The following is an 18,061-nucleotide window of genomic DNA, read 5'->3' on the forward strand; positions in this document are numbered from 1 at the left end:
TGGCTCGGCGAGGGCGACAACCTGAACACCGTCGCCACCGTCGTCATCGCCGGCACCGCCCTGGTCGTGCTCTGGGACATCGTCGACAGCGTGGTCAAGACGTTCCGCGCCCGCCACTGACCACCCGCGCCACCCGGCCCGGCACGCCACCCTCGTGCCGGGCCGTCGCGCGTTCCGACGCCGACCGAACCGCCCGGGGCGCGGCTCACCCGCGCCGACCGGGTGCCGGGGCCGCCGGAAAAAGAGCTGCGGCCCCCGGCGGCGGGGAAGTAGCGTCGCCGCATGCGCAGTGCGGTAGCCACCACGACGCCGGGAGACCCCGGCGCGCCGCACTGACCTGACCGTCGACGAGGCCCCGGGGCGATCCGCCCCGGGGCCTCGTGGCGTCCGGTGACCGGTTCGCCTCCGGGTCGTACCCGATCAAGGAGCGCGACATGATCGACCACCGCAGGCTCGGCCGGGAGCTGGACCTGTTCGACTCCGACCCCCTGGCGGGCGCCGGGCTGCCACTCTGGCTGCCGGCCGGCGCCGCCGCCCGGCACGCCGTCGAGGAGTACGTCCGCGACCTGGAGCGCCGGGCCGGCTACCAGCACGTGTACACCCCGCCGCTGGGCCGGCGGGAGCTCTTCGAGCGCTCCGGTCACCTCGGCTACTTCGCCGAGGACATGTTCCCGCCGATGCGGCTCTCCGCCGACGACGAGTTCCTGCTGCGGCCGGCGCTCTGCCCGCACCACGCCCTCGTCTACCGGGCCCGGGGCCGCTCCTACCGGGAGCTGCCGCTGCGGGTCGCCGAGCTGGGCGGAATGTACCGGGCCGAGCGCTCGGGGGTGCTCGGCGGGCTGTCCCGGGTGCGGGCCATCTCGCTCAACGACGCGCACAACTTCTGCGCCCTGGAGCAGGTGGGCGAGGAGGTCGCGGAGATCCTCCGGCTGATCCGCGAGGCGCACGCCGCGCTCGGCGTACGGCCGGCGGGGTTCCGGCTGTCGCTGCGCGGGCCCGGTCAGAAGTACGTCGGGGACGACGCCGGGTGGGCGCGGGCCGAGGAGCTGCTGCGCGCCGCGCTCGACGGGGTGGAGTTCACCGAGGCGCCGGGGGAGGCCGCGTTCTACGGGCCGAAGATCGACATTCAGGTGCGCGACGCGGCCGGGCGGGAGTTCACCCTCTCCACCGTCCAGCTCGACTTCGACAAGCCGGAGCGGTTCGACCTGTCGTACACCGACGCGGGCGGGGCACGGCGTCGGCCGGTGATGGTGCACCGCAGCCTCGTCGGCAGCATGGAGCGGCTCTTCGCGTACCTGATCGAGGTGCACGAGGGGGCCTTCCCCGTCTGGTACGCCCCGGTGCAGCTCGTGGTGCTGCCCGTCGGCGACGAGCAGGCGGGGGCGGCGGCCCGGCTCACCCGGGACGCGCTGGCCTCGGGGCTGCGGGCCGAGGTCGACTCCGGCGGATCCCTCGGCTCCCGGGTCCGCGACGCGGCCCGCCGCCGGGTGCCGTACGTCGGGGTCGTCGGGGCGCGGGAGGCCGCCGACGGGCGGGTCTCCCTCCGGTTGCGCGGCGGGCGCGCCCTCGACCCGATGCCGGTCCCGCAGGCCCTGCGCCTGGTCGCCGACGCCGCCCGCGCGCACGGCGGCGAGCCGGTCGGGCCGGCGCCCCGGGGCTGACCGGTCGGGCACCCGCCCCGGGGCCGACCGGTCGGGGCGGGCCGGGGTGTACGCCCCGGCCCGCCCGAGCCACCCGCACCGCCGGCGCGGGTGGCCGCCGGGCGTTCACCCCGCGACGCCCGCCTCCACGGCGACCGGGTCCTCCTCCGTCACCGGCTGGGTGAACTGCGACCGGTACAGCCGGTGGTACGCGCCGCCGGCGGCGAGCAGCTCGTCGTGCGTGCCCTGCTCCACGATCCGGCCGTCCTCCATCATCAGGATCAGGTCGGCGTCGCGGATGGTGGAGAGGCGGTGCGCGATGACGAAGCTGGTGCGGTCCGAGCGCAGGGCGGCCATCGCCCGCTGGAGCAGCACCTCGGTGCGGGTGTCCACCGAGCTGGTCGCCTCGTCCAGGATCAGCAGCGACGGCTCGGCGAGGAACGCCCGCGCGATGGTGATGAGCTGCTTCTCGCCGGCGCTGACGTTGCTGGCCTCCTCGTCGATGACCGTGTCGTAGCCGTCGGGCAGGCTGCGCACGAACCGGTCCACGAACGTCGCCCGGGCCGCGGCCTGGATCTCCTCCTCCGTCGCGCCCGGCCGGCCGTAGGCGATGTTGTCGCGGATGGTGCCGCCGAAGAGCCAGGTGTCCTGAAGCACCATGCCGACCCGGCCGCGCAGGTCGTCGCGGCGCATGGTCGTGATGTCCACGCCGTCCAGCGTGATCCGCCCGGCGTCCAGCTCGTAGAAGCGCATGACGAGGTTGACCAGGGTGGTCTTGCCGGCCCCGGTCGGCCCGACGATGGCCACGGTGTGCCCGGGCTCGGCGACGAGCGACAGGTCGTCGATCAGCGGCTTGTCCGGTGCGTACCGGAAGGAGACCCGCTCGAACTCGACCCGGCCGCGCGGGTCGCGCACCCGGGCCGGCCGGGCCGGGTCGGGGCTCTGCTCCTCGGCGTCGAGCACCGCGAAGACCCGCTCGGCCGAGGCCACCCCGGACTGGAGCAGGTTGGCCATCGAGGCCACCTGGGTGAGCGGCTGGGTGAACTGCCGGGAGTACTGGATGAACGCCTGCACGTCGCCGAGGCTCATCGAGCCCGACGCCACCCGCAGGCCGCCGACGACGGCGATCGCCACGTAGCTGAGGTTCCCGAGGAACATCATCGCCGGCATGATGATCCCGGAGACGAACTGGGCGCCGAAGCTGGCCCGGAACAGCTCCTCGTTCTTGGCGGTGAAGGCGGCCTCGACCTCGCGCTGCCGGCCGAAGACCTTCACCAGCTCGTGGCCGGTGAACGCCTCCTCGATCTGGCCGTTCAGCTCGCCGGTGTGCGTCCACTGGGCGATGAACTGCCGCTGGGAGCGCTTGGCGATCGCGCCGGTGACGACCACCGACGCCGGCACCGCGACCAGCGCCACCAGGGCCAGCAGCGGCGAGATCCAGAACATCATGGCCAGTACGCCGACGACCGTGAGCAGCGAGGTGAGCAGCTGGCTCAGCGTCTGCTGGAGGCTCGTCGAGATGTTGTCGATGTCGTTGGTGACCCGGCTGAGCAGCTCGCCGCGCGGCTGCCGGTCGAAGTAGGGCAGCGGCAGGCGGTTGAGCTTGTCCTCCACGTCGGCGCGCAGCCGCAGCACCGTGCGCTGCACCACGCCGTTGAGCAGCCAGCCCTGCCACCACATCAGCAGGCTGGCGGCCAGGTAGAGACCGAGCGCCAGCAGCAGCACCCGCGCCAGCGCGGCGAAGTCGATGCCCACGCCGGGCACCACGTCCATCCGCGCGAGCATGTCGGCGAAGTTGTCGTTGCCGGCGGCCCGCGCGGCGGCCACCGCCTGGTCGGCGGTGGTGCCCGCCGGCAACTGTCGGCCGATGACGCCGGTGAAGATCAGGTCGGTGGCCCAGCCGAGCACCTTCGGCCCCACCACGCTCAGCCCGACGCTGACCACCGCCAGCGCGATCACGGCGACGAGGTGGAGGCGGTCCGGCTTCAGCCGGCGCAGCAGCCGCCGCACCGACGGCCCGAAGTTCATCGACCGCTCCGCCGGCATCCCGGCGCCACCCCACGGCGGGCCGCCGCGCTGCCCACCCGGCGGCAGCCGCCTCGGCGTCGGCGGCTCGGCGGCCGGCTTCTGCTGTCGTACGGCGCTCACGCGGTCACCTCGTTCCGCTCGGCGGCGGCGCGCGGCGCCGCGCTGTCGGTCGGCGCGCTCACGCGGGCACCCCCGCCGCGTTCTGGGACGCCACGATCTCGGCGTACGTCGGGCAGCTCTCCAGCAGTTCGTCGTGTCGGCCCATCCCGACCACGCCCCCGTTCTCCAGCACGATGATCTGGTCGGCACCCACGATGGTGGAGACCCGCTGCGCCACGATCACCACGGCGGCGTCCGCCGTGACGGGGCGCAGGGCCGCCCGGAGCCGCGCGTCGGTGCCGAGGTCGAGCGCGGAGAACGAGTCGTCGAAGAGGTAGATCTCCGGCCGGCGCACCAGGGCCCGGGCGATCGCCAGCCGTTGCCGCTGGCCGCCGGAGACGTTCGTGCCGCCCTGCGCGACCGGCGACGCCAGCCCCTCCGGCATCGCCTCGACGAAGTCGCGCGCCTGGGCAATCTCCAGCGCGGCCCACAGGTCGTCGTCGGTCGCGTCCGGGTTGCCGTAGCGCAGGTTGCTCGCCACCGTCCCGGTGAACAGGTAGGGCTTCTGCGGGACCAGCCCGATCCGGCGCCACAGCTCGTCCGGCGCCAGCTCGCGCACGTCGACGCCGTCGACCAGCACCGCGCCGGCGGTCACGTCGACCAGCCGGGGGACGAGCGACAGCAGGGTGGTCTTGCCGGCGCCGGTGCTGCCGATGATCGCCGTCGTCGTGCCGGGCGTCACCCGGAACGACACGTCCCGCAGCACCGGCGCGGCCGCCCCCGGGTACTGGAAGGCCACGCCGCGCAGCTCCAGCTCGCCGCGCGCCGACACCTCGGTCACCGGGCGGGGCGCCGGCACCACGGAGGAGTCGGTGTCCAGCACCTCGACGATCCGCTCCGCGCAGACCGCCGCCCGCGGCACCATCATCAGCATGAAGGTGGCCATCATGACGGCCATCAGGATCTGCATCAGGTATTGCAGGAAGGCGGTGAGCGCGCCGACCTGGATCGCCCCGGCGTCGACCCGCTCGGCGCCGAACCAGAGCACCGCGACGCTGGAGACGTTGAGCACCAGCATCACCACGGGGAAGATCAACGCCATCAGCCGGCCGGTACGCAGGGCGGTCTCCGTCAGGTCGGCGTTCGCGGTGGCGAAGCGCCGCGTCTCGTACGGCTCCCGGACGAACGCCCGGACCACCCGGATGCCGGTGATCTGCTCGCGCAGCACCCGGTTGACCGTGTCGATGCGGGTCTGCATGAGACGGAAGCCCGGCACCATCCGCCGGATGACCAGCCACAGCGCGAGGGCCAGCACGGGCACGCTGACCAGCATCAGCCAGGAGAGCCCGAGGTCCTCGCGCAGCGCCATCACCACGCCGCCGACGCTCATGATCGGCGCGGCGACCAGCATCGTGCAGCTCATCAGCACGAGCATCTGCACCTGCTGGACGTCGTTGGTGTTGCGGGTGATCAGCGAGGGCGCGCCGAAGCGGGCCACCTCGCGGGCGGAGAAGCGGTTCACGTGCCCGAACACCGCGGCCCGTACGTCCCGGCCGAAGCCCATCGCGGTCCGCGCGCCGAGGTAGACGGCGGCGACCGAGCAGACGATCTGCACCAGGCTGACCGCGAGCATCCAGCCGCCGGTGCGGACGATGTAGCCGGTGTCGCCCCGGGCCACGCCGAGGTCGATGATGTCGGCGTTGAGGCTGGGCAGGTAGAGCGAGGCCATGGTGCCGACGAACTGGAGCAGCACCACCGCCGCCAGCGGGCGGTGGTAGGGCCGCAGGTAGGTGCGGAGCAGCCGGATCAGCATGGCGGCGCCTCACCCGCCGCGCCGAGGTCGGCGTTGCCGATGACCTCCAGGAGGAACTGGCGGATCACCTCCGCCTTGGCCGGGTCGGCGTCGACCGAGGTCAGGGGGGCGCCGGCACGGATCACGGCGGTCAGCGCGTCGACCCGTGCCCGGCCGGCCGGGCTGAGGACGAGCTTGACGCTGCGCCGGTCGGTCTCGTCGCGCTGGCGTTCGACCAGGCCGTCGCGTTCGAGGGTGTCGACGATGCCGGTCAGGGTGGCCGGGCGGACGAAGCACCGCTCGGCCACCGTGCGGTGCGGCAGCTCGCCGTGCTCGGCGAGGGTCATCAGGGTCGCCGTCCCGGCCTGGGTGAGCCCGTGTTCCTCGGCGAGGTAACGGTTCCACCGCTGCCCGGCGACGTGCCCGGCGACCACGAGCAGGCGCCCGAGGGGCACGTCCCGTAGCTGGATCAGTTCCATGCGGGCCACATTAGCCCCCTGATCGTCAGGGGCCAAACGAATTACCGACGCCAGGGGGCGAGCCGTCGCCGGCAAGGTCGCCCCGAGGATGTCATCTTGTCAATGGCAAGATAGGATCGCGGCATGACCGGAACGCGCGGCTACCACCACGGCGACCTGCGTCGCACCCTGCTCGCCGCGGCGGTGCGGGTGATCGAGGAGTCCGGCCCGGCGGCAGTGAGCCTGCGCGACCTGGCCCGTCGGGCGGGCGTCTCGCACGCCGCTCCCGCGCACCACTTCGGCGACAAGGCCGGCCTGCTCACCGCCCTCGCCGTGGAGGGATTCGACCTGCTCGCCGAGGCCCTGCGCGGCGCGGGCGGCCTGCTGGAGAGCGGCGTCGCGTACGTCGACTTCGCCGTCGGCCACCGGGCGCACTTCGAGGTGATGTTCCGCCCGGACCTCTACCGCACCGACGCCGAGGAGGTGGTGGCGGCCCGCGAGCGGGCCGGCGACGCGCTGCGCGCCGGGGTCGCCGGGCTGCCCAAGGAGCGGCCGACGGCGGCGGACCCGCAGGGCGACGCGTTGGCCGCGTGGTCGATCGTGCACGGCTTCGCCACGCTATGGCTCGCCGGCGCGCTGCCGGAGCGGGTCGGCGACGACCCCCGGGCGGCGGCCCGCGCGGTCATCCACCGCCTCTTCCCGGAGCCCTGACCGACGCCGGCGGGGCCGCGAGCCCGGTCGGCCGCCGGGCCGCCCACGGACGTCGGCGGGGCCTGCCTGCCGGGCCGGGCTGTGACGGGCGCCGGCGGGGCCGCGAGCCCGGCCCGGGCCCGGGCCGGGACGCGCGTCGGCGGGCGAACCGGTGGTCCGCCCGCCGACGACGGGAGCCTCACCAGCTCGTGGGCAGCGGCATCCCCTCGGTGTAGCCGGCCGTGCTCTGCACGCCGACCACGGCCCGCTCGTGGAACTCCGCCAGGTCCCGCGCGCCGGCGTAGGTGAAGGCGCTGCGCACCCCGGCGATGATCTCGTCGATCAGGTCCTCCACGCCGGGGCGGGCCGGGTCGAGATACATCCGCGCCGAGGAGATGCCCTCCTCGAAGACCGCCTTGCGGGCCCGGTCGTACACGCTGTCGTCGGCCGTGCGCGCGCTGACCGCCCGCGCCGACGCCATGCCGAAGCTTTCCTTGTAGCGCCGGCCGTCGGCGTCGGTGTAGAGGTCGCCGGGGGACTCGTAGGTGCCGGCGAACCAGGAGCCGATCATCACGTTCGAGGCCCCGGCGGCCAGCGCCAGCGCCACGTCGCGCGGGTGGCGTACGCCGCCGTCGGCCCAGACGTGCCGGCCGAGCCGACGGGCCGCCGCCGCGCAGTCGAGCACGGCGGAGAACTGCGGCCGGCCCACCCCGGTCATCATCCGGGTGGTGCACATCGCGCCGGGGCCGACGCCCACCTTCACGATGTCGGCGCCGGCCTCCACCAGGTCGCGTACGCCCTCGGCGGTCACCACGTTGCCGGCGGCGACCGGCACGCCGGGGTCCAGCGCGCGGACCGCCCGCAGGGCGGCGATCATCCGTTCCTGGTGGCCGTGGGCGGTGTCCACGACCAGCGTGTCCACCCCGGCCTCCAGCAGGGCACCCGCCTTGCCGGTCACGTCGCCGTTGATGCCCACGGCGGCGGCGACGCGCAGCCGGCCCCGGTCGTCGACGGCCGGCCGGTAGAGGGTCGCCCGCAGCGCGCCCTGCCGGGTCAGCACCCCGACGAGGCGGCCCTCGGCGTCGACCACCGGGGCGAGCCGGCGCCGGCCGGCCGAGAGCCGGTCGAAGCCCGTACGCGGGTCGGCGTCCGCCGGCACCGTGTGCAGCTCGGTGGACATGACGTGCCGGAGCTGGGCGAAGCGGTCCACGCCCACGGTGTCCGCCTCGGTCACCACGCCCAGCGGCCGGCTCTCGTCGTCGATCACCACGACGGCCCCGTGCGACCGCTTCGGCAGCAGGTGGATGGCGTCGCCGACCGTGTCGGTCGGGCCCAGCGTGATCGCGGTGTCGTGCACCAGGTGCCGCCGCTTGACCCAGGCGACGACGTTCGCCACCACCTCGATGGGGATGTCCTGCGGGATGACCGCGATCGCGCCGCGCCGGGCGACGGTCTCCGCCATCCGGCGACCGGACACCGCGGTCATGTTGGACACGACCAGCGGGATGGTGGTGCCGGTGCCGTCGCCGGTGGCCAGGTCGACGTCGAGCCGCGAGCCCACCTCGGACCGGGCCGGGGCCATGAAGACGTCGTTGTAGGTCAGGTCGTGCGCGGGAGTCGCGCCGTGTAGGAACCGCACCCCGCCATCATTCCCGGCGGCCGGGGCCCGCGCCCGTGGTGGTCGCGGAAAACACCCCTGACCGGGGCGGGGCGGCGGCCGCGCCTGCCAAGACCGACGGTCGCCGCCGCCGTGCACCGGCTCGCGCGCGGGACGGCGGTCAGCCCAGCGCCAGCCCCACCGCGGTCGCTGTCATCACGACGGCGACCAGGCCGTCGAGCACCCGCCAGGCCGTCGGGCGGGCCAGCACCGGCGCGAGCCGGTGGGCGGCGGCGCCGATGGCGGTGAACCACACCACGCTCGCGAGCGCCGCACCCGCGCCGAAGACCCAGTGGTGCGGGTGCTGGCGGGCGACCCCGCCGAGCAGGAGCACCGTGTCGAGGTACACGTGCGGGTTGAGATAGGTGAAGGCGAGGCAGGCCAGCAGCGTCGCCCCGAGCGTGGCCGGCGGCCGGTCGGCGGGGGAGAGGACGTCGGGGCGCAGCGCGCGGCGGGCGGCCAGCACGGCGTACCCGAGCAGGAACGCGGCCCCCAGCCAGCGGACGACGGCCAGGGCGGTGGGGTGCTCGGCCGTGGCGGTGCCCATGCCGGCGATGCCGACCGAGATGAGCAGCGCGTCGGAGGCGGCGCAGACGGCGACGACGGGCAGCACGTGCTCGCGGCGCAGGCCCTGCCGCAGGACGAAGGCGTTCTGCGCGCCGATGGCGGCGATCAGGGCGATGGCGAGGGAGAAGCCGGCGGCGGCGGAGCCGGTCACGGAGCTGCTGAGGATCTCGGGCACGAGCCGACGCTACGGGCCCCGCCCGATGCAGCCCAGCTAAAGATCCTCATGGTGGATAAGCTGAGCTTCATCATGCTCGACACCACCCAGCTCCGGACGTTCGCCGCGGTCGTCCGCGAGGGCAGCTTCGAGGCGGCCGCGCACGCCCTGCACGTCACCCCGTCGGCCGTCAGCCAGCGGATGAAGGCGTTGGAGCAGGCCGTCGGGCAGGTGCTGGTCCGCCGGACGAAGCCGTGCCGGGCCACCGACGCGGGCCGGCCGCTGCTGCGGCTGGCCGGGCAGGTGGCCCTGCTGGAGCGGGAGGCGCTGGACGCCGCCCGCCCGCCGACGACGGGCGGCGCCGCCCCGACCCGGGTGACCGTCGTGGCGAACGGCGACTCCCTCGGCACCTGGTTCGTCGGCGCGCTGGCGCGCCTCCCCGCCGAGCTGGCGCTCCTGTTCGACGTCCGCCGCGACGACGAGGACCACACGGCGGAGTTGATCCGCGACGGCACGGCGATGGCGGCGGTGACCGCGCAGCGCGAGGCCGTCCAGGGGTGCCGGGTGGAACGGCTGGGGTCGATGCGGTACGTCGCGCTGGCCCGGACCGGGTTCGCGGCCCGGCACTTCCCCGACGGGCTCACCGAGGCCGCCCTCGCGGCGGCGCCGATGATGGCGTTCGACCGCAAGGACCAGCTCCAGCACAAGTTCGCCCGCACCGTGACGCGGCGCCGGATCGACCCGCCGGTGCACTACGTGCCGTCCTTCGACGGCTTCAACGAGGCGGTGCGGCTGGGCCTGGGCTGGGGCATGGTGCCGGAGCGGATCGCCCGCGCCGACATCGCGGCGGGCCGCTGCGTCGACCTCGGCGCCGGGCGTCACCTGGACCGCCCGTTGTACTGGCAGCACTGGCGGGTGGACTCCACCACCCTGGACGCGCTGACCGCCGCCGTCCGCGCGGTTGCCCGCACCGAACTGCGCTGACCGGGGACCCGACCGCCGCCGGCGGGGGCGCGCCCGTGGACGGGAAGGGCCCCTCCTCCGTCGGAGACGGTGGTGGGTCCTTCCGCACCCGTCAGGCGATGGTGCAGATGGCCGCGCCGGCGCTGATCACCGCGCCGACCTCGGCGGCGAGGCCGCTGACCGTGCCGGCCTTGTGGGCGTGCAGCGGCTGCTCCATCTTCATCGCCTCCAGCACCACGACCAGGTCGCCCTCGGCGACGGTGTCCCCGTCGGCGACGGCGATCTTGACGATCGTGCCCTGCATCGGCGAGGCGAGCGCGTCGCCGCTGACGGCGGCGCCGGCCTTGGCCGCGCCGCCCCGGCGGGCCGGCTTGCGGGCGGCGGGCGCGGCGGTGGCCGTACCCCCGCCGAGGCCGGCGGGGAGGCTGACCTCCAGCCGCTTGCCGCCCACCTCGACCACGACGGTCTCGCGCCCGGCCGGCTCCTCGGCGACGCCGGCGGCGGCGGTGAACGGCGGGACGGTGTTGTCGAACTCGGTCTCGATCCACCGGGTGTGCACGGTGAACGGCTCGGCGGTGAACGCCTCGTCCCGGACGACCAGCCGGTGGAACGGCAGCGCGGTGGCCATGCCCTCGACGACCATCTCGTCCAGCGCCCGGCGCGCCCGCTCCAGCGCCTCGGCACGGGTCTCGCCCGTGATGATCACCTTGGCGAGCAGCGAGTCGAAGTTGCCGCCGATCACGTCGCCGGCGGAGATGCCGGTGTCCACCCGGACGCCGGGGCCGGTGGGCAGCCGCAGCGCGGTGACCGTGCCGGGGGCGGGCAGGAAGTTGCGGCCCGGGTCCTCGCCGTTGATCCGGAACTCGATGGAGTGCCCGCGGGGCGTCGGGTCCTCGGTGAGCCGCAGCTTCTCGCCGTCGGCGATGCGGAACTGCTCGCGGACCAGGTCGATGCCGGCGGTCTCCTCGGTGACCGGGTGCTCGACCTGGAGGCGGGTGTTGACCTCCAGGAAGGAGATGGTGCCGTCGGCGCCCACCAGGTATTCGACCGTGCCGGCGCCGTGGTAGCCGGCCTCCCGGCAGATCGCCTTGGCGCTGTCGTGGATCTGGGCGCGCTGCGCGTCGGTGAGGAACGGCGCGGGGGCCTCCTCGACCAGCTTCTGGTGCCGGCGCTGGAGCGAGCAGTCCCGGGTGCCGACGACGATCACGTTGCCGTGCTGGTCGGCCAGCACCTGCGCCTCGACGTGGCGGGGCTTGTCGAGGTAGCGCTCGACGAAGCACTCGCCCCGGCCGAACGCGGCGACCGCCTCGCGGGTGGCCGACTCGAACAGCTGCGGGATCTCCTCCATCGTGCGGGCCACCTTGAGCCCGCGCCCGCCGCCGCCGAAGGCGGCCTTGATGGCGACCGGCAGGCCGTGGTCGACGGCGAACGCCAGCACCTCGTCGGGGCCGCCGACCGGGTCGGGGGTGCCGGGTACCAGGGGAGCGCCGGCGCGCTGGGCGATGTGCCGGGCGGTCACCTTGTCGCCGAGGTCGCGGATCGCCTGCGGGGTGGGGCCGATCCAGGTCAGCCCGGCGTCGATGACGGCCTGGGCGAAGTCGGCGTTCTCCGAGAGGAAGCCGTAGCCGGGGTGGACCGCGTCGGCCCCGGCCTTCGCGGCGACCTCCACCAGCTTGTCGATGCGCAGGTACGTCTCGGTCGCGGTGTCCCCACCGAGGGCGTACGCCTCGTCGGCGAGGCTGGCGTGCAGGGCGTCCCGGTCGGAGTCCGCGTAGACGGCGACGCTGCCCAGGCCGGCGTCGCGGCAGGCGCGGATGACGCGGACGGCGATCTCGCCGCGGTTGGCGATGAGTACCTTGCGCACCTTGGGGGCTCCTCCCGGGTGGTTACTGACGGGGAGTGTATCGGCCACCCTGAGAGCCCTAACGATCGCTCAGTGTGGGATGCCGCACTGTCCCGGCGCGCCCTAGTCAAATTTGCCTATTACGCTCTTCGGGTGTCTGCCACGCGAATGATGATCCTCGGGCTGGTGCGGTGGATGCAGCCCGTGCACGGCTACGACGTACGCCGCGAGCTGCTCAGCTGGAACGCCGACAAGTGGGCGAACGTGCAGCCCGGTTCGATCTACCACGCCCTGCGCAAGCTGACTCGGGAGGGGCTGCTGCGGGAGGTGGCCACCGAGCAGGTGGGCGCCCGCCCGGCCCGCACCACGTACGAGGTGACGCGCAAGGGGGAGGAGGAGTTCGAGACGCTGCTGCGCGGCCTGTGGTGGCAGCTGCACGAGCCGCCGGACCCGTTCGCGGCGGCCTTCTCGTTCCTGCCCGCGATGCCGCGCGAGGAGGCGGCGGCGGCCCTGCGCAACCGGGCGAACCTGCTGCGCGCCGGTGTCGAGTGGATGCGTGCCTCGTTGAGTTCTGACTGGATGCGTGACACCAGGCCGGTGCACGTCGGGTGGATGTTCGAGCTCTGGGCGGCCCGCTCGGAGGCGGAGATCTCCTGGTGCGAGCGGATCGCGGAACGCGTCGAGTCCGGGGTGTCGTACCTGCCCGAGGGGATGGAACGGGCGGAGGGTTGGGAGGGCTGGGAGGAGCGGCTGCCACCCCGGCCGCCGCTGGGCGAATAATCAACGTTGACCAAAGGAGTTATATCGCGTTAGCCTGCCCGGGACGCCACGGGGGAGCTGCCGTCCGGCGTCGTCTCCGAGGGACAGACAGGTGGCCGGTCGCACCGGCCCGGACGACCAGGAGCAGAGATGATCGAGACCAGGGGGTTGCGGAAGTCGTTCCGCTCCCGCGAGGGTCGCCAGACGAAGACCGTCGACGCGGTGCGCGGCGTGAACCTGGAGGTCGCCGAGGGGGAGATCTTCGGTTTCCTCGGCCCCAACGGCGCGGGCAAGACCACCACCCTGCGCATGCTGGCCACGCTGATCGAGCCGGACGGCGGCGAGGCCACCATCGCCGGCGCCGACCTGCGCAAGGATCCGGCCGAGGTGCGCCGCCGCATCGGCTACGTCGCCCAGGGCGGCAGCACCTGGGACGAGTCCACCGCCCGGGAGGAGCTGGTCCTCCAGGCCCGGATGTACGGCATCGGCAAGGCCGAGGCGCACCGGCGGGCCGCCCGCGCCCTCGACGCCTTCCAGCTCAGCGAGTACGCCGACCGCAAGTGCAAGACCTACTCCGGCGGTCAGCGGCGGCGGGTGGAGATCGCCCTCGGCATCATCCACGAGCCGAGGATCGTCTTCCTGGACGAGCCGACCACCGGTCTCGACCCGCAGAGCCGCGCGCACATGTGGGACGAGATCCGCCGGCTGCGCACCGACGGGATGACCGTCTTCATCACCACGCACTACCTGGACGAGGCCGACGCGCTCTGCGACCGGATCGCGATCATGGATCACGGCGAGGTGGTCGCGGAGGGCACGCCGGCGGACCTGAAGCGCGAGATCTCCGGCGACGTGGTGCTGGTGGGCCTGGACGCCCCGGCCACCCCGCAGGCCGCGCAACTGCTCGACGGCGAGCCCTACGTCAACATGCTGGAGACCGTCGAGGAGGGCGGGCTGCGCCTCTACGTCGACGAGGGCGCGACCGCCATCCCGCAGATCCTGCGCCGCGTCGACACCGCGGGCCTCGCGCTCAGCTCCATCGAGCTGCACCGGCCCAGCCTCGACGACGTCTTCCTCACCAAGACCGGCCGCTCGCTGCGCGAGTCCTGACCCCGGACGGAGAGACCATGAAACTCGCCCGTGACACCTGGCTGATCTTCCAGCGCCAGCTCCAGCTGCTGCTGCGCAACCCCGTCTGGGTCTTCGTCGGCGTCTTCCAGCCGGTGATGTACCTGCTGCTCTTCGCCCCGCTGCTCAAGCCGGCGCTGAACGCGCCCACCCAGGCGGAGGCCTACAAGATCTTCGTACCGGGCCTGCTGGTGCTGCTGGCCATCTTCGGCGGCCTGTTCCAGGGCTTCGGCCTGATCGCCGAGCTGCGCGCCGGGGTCATCGAACGCTCCCGGGTCACGCCGGTCAGCCGGCTCGCCCTGCTGCTCGGCCGCTCCCTGCGGGACGTGGTGTCGCTCATCGTGCAGGCCGTCATCATCACCCTGCTCGCGCTCCTGTTCGACCTGCGCGTCTTCATCGGCGACCTGCTCCTGGCGTACCTCATGCTCGCCCTGATCGCGCTGATGACCTCGGCCGTCTCCTACGGCGTCGCGCTCAAGGTCAAGAGCGAGGACGCGCTGGCCCCGCTGATGAACACCGTGGCGCAGCCCGTGCTGCTGCTCTCCGGCATCCTGCTGCCGCTCACCTTCGCCCCCGGCTGGTTGCAGGGCATCGCCGACTGGAACCCGTTCTCCTGGGCGGTCGACGGCACCCGCGCCCTCTTCGCCGGCGACCTCGGCGACGACAAGGTCTGGCAGGGGCTGACCATCATCGCGGTGCTCGCCGCGGCCGGCGTCGTCTGGGCGGCCCGGCAGTTCGCCCGTACCGTCCGCTGAGCGGAAGCCCTCTGCCCGGCGGCGGTCCACCCACGGGCGGCGAGCCGGAGAGAGTTGCCTCTCACCAGGGGCGGGGCACCGGCCGCACGCTTGTAGCGTGAGGCCGGTGCCCCGCCTCACCCGTGACCGGATCACCTGGCTGACCTACGCCCAGCTCGGGCTGTGGGGTTTCTTCCTCTACGGGTTCGGGCCGGTCGTGCCGCTGCTCCGCGACGAGCAGGGCACCTCCGCCGCCGTCGCCGGCCTGCACAGCACCGGCATCGCCGTCGGCGCGCTGGCCGGCGGGGCGCTCTTCGCGCCGCTGGCCCGTCGGGTGGGCCGGGGCCGGGCCACCTGGGTCGGGCTCGCCGGAGTGGCCGTCGGGGTCGCCGCCCTCGGCGCCCTGCGGACCCTGCCCGCCACGATCACCGCCGTCGCGGTGATCGCCACCTTCGGCATGCTGGTGATCAGCGGCGTGTCCGTCGTGCTCACCGACCGGCACGGCACCGGCGCGCCCGCCGCGCTGACCGAGGCCAACGCCGCCTGCGCCGGCGCCGGCATCCTCGCCCCGCTGGTCATCGGCGCCAGCGTCGACGCCGGGTGGGGCTGGCGACCGGCGATGGCCGTCGAGGTCGGCCTGATCGCGCTCGTCGCGCTCACCGCCCTGACCTTCCGCGTACGCCTGCCGAAGCCCACCCCCGCTGCCGCGGCTCCCGGCGGCTCCCCGGCCGCCGACCCGGTCGACGCCGGCACCACCGCCGCCCCGGCCGCTGTCCCCGCCCCCGCCGCTGTCCCCGCCCCCGCTGTCCCCGGCCCCGCCGCCCCGGCCGCTGTCCCCGCCTCCGCCCCCGCCGCCGCGGCTCTCGGCGACTCCCCGGCCGGTGCCGGCGCCCTCGCCGAACCGCCCCGGCGGCTACCGTCGGCCTACTGGATCGCCTGGGTGCTGATGGCGGTCACCGGGTCGATCGAGGTCTGCCTGTCCCTCTGGACCGCCGACGTGCTGCGCACGCACGCCGACATGGCGGCCGGCACGGCCTCGGCCGCGGTCGCCGCGATCGTCTGCGGCATGTTCGTCGGCCGGGTCGCCGGGGGCCGGTTCGCCCTGCGGTACCGGCCGGTGCCGCTGCTGCTGGCCGCGCTGGGCGTGTCGCTGCTCGGCTTCGCGCTGTTCTGGGTCGCTTCGGTCGGCTGGCTCGCCGTCACCGGCCTCGTGGTGCTCGGCATCGGCAACGCCCTGCACTACCCGCTGGCCATCTCGATCGCGCTCGCCGTCGCCGGGCCGGCCGCGGACCGGGCGGCCGGCTGGGCGTCGTACTCGATGGGCGTGGGCTTCGGCATCGCGCCGGTCGCGCTCGGCTGGGTGGCCGACGGGGTGGGGCCGCACCTGGCGTTCCTGCTGCTGCCGGGCTTCATCGCGGCGGCCGCGCTGCTCGCCGCGCGCCTGGGCCGGGCCCTGCGCCCGCACCCCGCCGACCCCCGCACCCTGCCCGCACTCTGACTCCACCCGAGGCGCCTCTCCCCGGGTCGCTGCGGTCTCGCTTCCGGATCTTGGTAGGGAGTGGCCCCTGGAGGGGCCGTTTCCTACCAAGATCGCGGCGGAGCGGCGGAGCGGCGGAGCGGCGGGGTCAGTGGACTCTGGCGAGGGTGAGGCCGTCGGCGATCGGCAGCATCACCGCGTCGACCCGGACGTCGGCGAGGACCTCGTCGTTGAACGCGGCGATGGCCCGGTCGTCGGCGTTCTGCGGGGCGATCACCCGGCCGCCGCGCAGCACGTTGTCGACCGCGATCACCCCACCGGGACGCATCCGGGGCACCAACTCCGACCAGTAGATCGGATAGCCGGTCTTGTCCGCGTCGATGAACGCGAAGTCCAGGTGCCGCTCGAGGGGCAGCTCGCGCAGCGTGTCGCCGGCCGGGCCGATGCGCAGCTCGATCCGGTCGTCCACGCCGGCGCGGGCCCAGTACCGCCGTGCGATGCCCGTGTACTCCTCCGAGATGTCGAAGCAGGTCAGCCGACCGCCCTCGGGCAGCCCCCGGGCGATGGCCAGCGACGACAGCCCGGTGAAGGTGCCCACCTCCACGGCCTGCCGCACCCCGAGCAGCCGCGTGAGGAAGGTCAGGAACGCTGCCTGCTCCGGCGCGACCTGCATCTGCGCGTCGTTCGGCAGGGCCGCGCGGGTCTCCTCGGCCAGGTCCCGCATGATCTCGTCCGGCGGCGAGCCGTGCGCCACCAGGTACGCGTGCAGTTCCGTCGTGAGCGGAATCGACTTCGTGGTCATGAACGGACGCTAGCCGAGCGGTTCGACCGACTGGTTGCCGGGCGCGACCTTTGTCCACAAGTCCGTCAGCCGCAGGTCCAATTCGGACAGGAGTCGGCGCAGCATCGGCAGCGAGAGCCCGATGACGGTGCTCGGGTCGCCCTCGATGCGCTCCACGAACGGCCCGCCGAGACCGTCGATCGTGAAGGCGCCGGCCACCGCGAGCGGCTCGCCCGTGCCCACGTACGTGGCGATCTCGTCGTCGCTGATGTCGGCAAAGTGCACGACGGTGGAGGCGACCGCCTCGGCCCTGCGACCCGCCACGATGTCGATGAGGCAGTGCCCGCTGTGCAGCACGCCGCTGCGCCCCCGCATCCGCTGCCAGCGCCGGGTGGCGTCAGCGGCGTCGGCCGGCTTGCCGAGGATCTCCCCGTCGAAGGCCAGCACCGAGTCGCACCCGATCACCAGCGTCCGCTGGCCGTCAGCGGGGCGCAGCCGGGTGAGCACCGCCTGCGCCTTCAACCGGGCCAGTTCCAGGCAGAGTTCCTCGGCCTGATCGGTGACCACCAGGGACTCGTCGACGCCGCTCACCAGGACGTCCGGTTCGATCCCGGCAGCCTGGAGGATCTTGCGGCGGGCAGGGCTCGCCGACGCGAGCACGAGGCGGAGCGGCATGGATTCCGGCACGTCGCCGACGTTACCGGTCAGCGGCTCACTCGGGGTGGCGGGTCGTCACCCCGCCGACGCCTGCGGGCGATCAGCGCCCACGCCCCGCCTGCGGTCACGATCACGCCCAGGGTGACCAGGCCACGAGCGGTCGCCCCGTCGTCGCCCCCGCCGTCCGGCTCCACGATCGCCGTCGCGGTCGAGGCGGCGTGGGTCGGAGCGCCCGCCGTCGCCGACCCGAAACCCAACGGAGGTACGTCTGCCGTCAACGCCGCCACCAGGTCGACGACCCCGTACCCGTACTCGTCGTCCCGGCCCGGCGGTCCTTTGTCGATGGCGGTGGCGGTCAATCGGTGCGCCACCTCCGAGGCCGGCAGGTGCGGGTACTTGGACCGGACCAGCGCGGCAGCCCCAGCAACAATCGCAGTCGAATTCGAGGTTCCAGAGCCCTTGCGATATTTGCCATTAATGCTTGTGCTGTAAATATCGACGGCTGGCGCAACTACGTCGATCTCAGGGCCTGCGACTGATACTGCTGCCCGTTCGCCCTGGTGATCCACCCCCCCGACTGCAATTACACCTTCGACGGATGCTGGGTAGCCGACGCCGCTATCGTCTGGTCTGT

Annotated in this window: 16 protein-coding genes; 7 read left to right on the forward strand and 9 right to left on the reverse strand. The window is 73.9% G+C overall.

Translation table 11 applies throughout. The annotated features are described in order from the left end of the window. The first annotated feature begins 434 nt into the window (after positions 1-434). The gene (thrS, locus tag ACWENR_RS23075; protein ID WP_452279053.1) at positions 435-1,661 is read left to right on the forward strand and encodes a threonine--tRNA ligase; all 1,227 of its coding nucleotides are present in this window, start codon (positions 435-437) and stop codon (positions 1,659-1,661) included. A 105-nt stretch (positions 1,662-1,766) separates the two neighbouring features. Here the strand turns inward: thrS and ACWENR_RS23080 are convergent, their stop codons facing one another. From ACWENR_RS23080 to ACWENR_RS23090, 3 genes are read right to left on the reverse strand one after another with little or no spacing between them, the layout of a single operon-like run. After that, entirely contained in the window at positions 1,767-3,788 is a 2,022-nt protein-coding gene (locus ACWENR_RS23080) for an ABC transporter ATP-binding protein (protein WP_452279054.1), read from the reverse strand. Positions 3,789-3,846: 58 nt separating this feature from the next. After that, complete coding sequence (locus ACWENR_RS23085) at positions 3,847-5,580, reverse strand: ABC transporter ATP-binding protein (RefSeq protein WP_452279055.1); 1,734 nt, start codon at positions 5,578-5,580, stop codon at positions 3,847-3,849. After that, entirely contained in the window at positions 5,574-6,038 is a 465-nt protein-coding gene (locus ACWENR_RS23090) for a MarR family winged helix-turn-helix transcriptional regulator (protein WP_452279056.1), read from the reverse strand. The genes ACWENR_RS23085 and ACWENR_RS23090 overlap by 7 nt, the downstream gene beginning before the upstream one ends. 123 nt (positions 6,039-6,161) lie before the next feature. Between ACWENR_RS23090 and ACWENR_RS23095 the strand changes: the two genes are divergently transcribed. Beyond that, a complete protein-coding gene (locus tag ACWENR_RS23095; RefSeq protein ID WP_452279057.1) occupies positions 6,162-6,728 on the forward strand; it encodes a TetR/AcrR family transcriptional regulator in 567 nt (188 codons plus the stop codon). Positions 6,729-6,906: 178 nt separating this feature from the next. On the opposite strand, the gene ACWENR_RS23100 is transcribed toward ACWENR_RS23095, so the two are convergent. Then, positions 6,907-8,346 (reverse strand): GuaB1 family IMP dehydrogenase-related protein, encoded by a 1,440-nt coding sequence (locus tag ACWENR_RS23100; RefSeq protein WP_452279058.1) that lies wholly within the window; start codon positions 8,344-8,346, stop codon positions 6,907-6,909. A gap of 139 nt (positions 8,347-8,485) precedes the next feature. Continuing rightward, the gene (locus ACWENR_RS23105) at positions 8,486-9,082 is read right to left on the reverse strand and encodes a LysE/ArgO family amino acid transporter (RefSeq protein ID WP_452279066.1); all 597 of its coding nucleotides are present in this window, start codon (positions 9,080-9,082) and stop codon (positions 8,486-8,488) included. A 96-nt stretch (positions 9,083-9,178) separates the two neighbouring features. Here ACWENR_RS23105 and ACWENR_RS23110 point away from each other — a divergent pair, with 96 nt between their 5' ends. Then, a complete protein-coding gene (locus ACWENR_RS23110; RefSeq protein ID WP_452279067.1) occupies positions 9,179-10,069 on the forward strand; it encodes a LysR family transcriptional regulator ArgP in 891 nt (296 codons plus the stop codon). A gap of 91 nt (positions 10,070-10,160) precedes the next feature. Here the strand turns inward: ACWENR_RS23110 and ACWENR_RS23115 are convergent, their stop codons facing one another. Then, positions 10,161-11,912: an acetyl/propionyl/methylcrotonyl-CoA carboxylase subunit alpha gene (locus tag ACWENR_RS23115; protein WP_452279059.1), complete on the reverse strand. Its 1,752-nt coding sequence runs from the start codon at positions 11,910-11,912 to the stop codon at positions 10,161-10,163. A 147-nt stretch (positions 11,913-12,059) separates the two neighbouring features. On the opposite strand from ACWENR_RS23115, the gene ACWENR_RS23120 reads away from it, so the two are divergent. From ACWENR_RS23120 to ACWENR_RS23135, 4 genes are all read left to right on the forward strand, one after another. Further along, positions 12,060-12,671, forward strand: a complete 612-nt coding sequence (locus tag ACWENR_RS23120) for a PadR family transcriptional regulator (RefSeq protein ID WP_452279068.1) — start codon at positions 12,060-12,062, stop codon at positions 12,669-12,671. Between the two features lie 129 nt (positions 12,672-12,800). After that, positions 12,801-13,760: an ATP-binding cassette domain-containing protein gene (locus ACWENR_RS23125; RefSeq protein ID WP_452279060.1), complete on the forward strand. Its 960-nt coding sequence runs from the start codon at positions 12,801-12,803 to the stop codon at positions 13,758-13,760. A gap of 17 nt (positions 13,761-13,777) precedes the next feature. Next, complete coding sequence (locus tag ACWENR_RS23130; RefSeq protein ID WP_452279061.1) at positions 13,778-14,533, forward strand: ABC transporter permease; 756 nt, start codon at positions 13,778-13,780, stop codon at positions 14,531-14,533. A 106-nt stretch (positions 14,534-14,639) separates the two neighbouring features. Further along, positions 14,640-16,010 (forward strand): MFS transporter, encoded by a 1,371-nt coding sequence (locus ACWENR_RS23135; protein WP_452279062.1) that lies wholly within the window; start codon positions 14,640-14,642, stop codon positions 16,008-16,010. 127 nt (positions 16,011-16,137) lie between these two features. On the opposite strand, the gene ACWENR_RS23140 is transcribed toward ACWENR_RS23135, so the two are convergent. The 3 genes from ACWENR_RS23140 to ACWENR_RS23150 form a co-directional block, all read right to left on the reverse strand. Continuing rightward, positions 16,138-16,791, reverse strand: a complete 654-nt coding sequence (locus ACWENR_RS23140) for an O-methyltransferase (protein WP_452279063.1) — start codon at positions 16,789-16,791, stop codon at positions 16,138-16,140. A gap of 9 nt (positions 16,792-16,800) precedes the next feature. Next, complete coding sequence (locus tag ACWENR_RS23145) at positions 16,801-17,457, reverse strand: Maf family protein (protein WP_452279064.1); 657 nt, start codon at positions 17,455-17,457, stop codon at positions 16,801-16,803. 17 nt (positions 17,458-17,474) lie between these two features. Next, positions 17,475-18,061, reverse strand: a 587-nt coding sequence (locus ACWENR_RS23150) for a S8 family serine peptidase (RefSeq protein WP_452279065.1), incomplete at its 5' end; no start/stop codon positions are given.

It is taken from the genome of Micromonospora sp. NPDC004336, assembly GCF_053602615.1.

What these genes read in the sequence shown, in the direction of transcription:
- ACWENR_RS23120 (WP_452279068.1), top strand. Translation starts at nt 12,060, where the DNA reads ATGATGATCCTCGGGCTGGTGCGGTGGATGCAGCCCGTGCACGGCTAC.
- ACWENR_RS23110 (WP_452279067.1), top strand. Translation starts at nt 9,179, where the DNA reads ATGCTCGACACCACCCAGCTCCGGACGTTCGCCGCGGTCGTCCGCGAG.
- ACWENR_RS23125 (WP_452279060.1), top strand. Translation starts at nt 12,801, where the DNA reads ATGATCGAGACCAGGGGGTTGCGGAAGTCGTTCCGCTCCCGCGAGGGT.
- thrS (WP_452279053.1), top strand. Translation starts at nt 435, where the DNA reads ATGATCGACCACCGCAGGCTCGGCCGGGAGCTGGACCTGTTCGACTCC.
- ACWENR_RS23140 (WP_452279063.1), bottom strand. Translation starts at nt 16,791, where the DNA reads ATGACCACGAAGTCGATTCCGCTCACGACGGAACTGCACGCGTACCTG.
- ACWENR_RS23130 (WP_452279061.1), top strand. Translation starts at nt 13,778, where the DNA reads ATGAAACTCGCCCGTGACACCTGGCTGATCTTCCAGCGCCAGCTCCAG.
- ACWENR_RS23085 (WP_452279055.1), bottom strand. Translation starts at nt 5,580, where the DNA reads ATGCTGATCCGGCTGCTCCGCACCTACCTGCGGCCCTACCACCGCCCG.
- ACWENR_RS23095 (WP_452279057.1), top strand. Translation starts at nt 6,162, where the DNA reads ATGACCGGAACGCGCGGCTACCACCACGGCGACCTGCGTCGCACCCTG.
- ACWENR_RS23090 (WP_452279056.1), bottom strand. Translation starts at nt 6,038, where the DNA reads ATGGAACTGATCCAGCTACGGGACGTGCCCCTCGGGCGCCTGCTCGTG.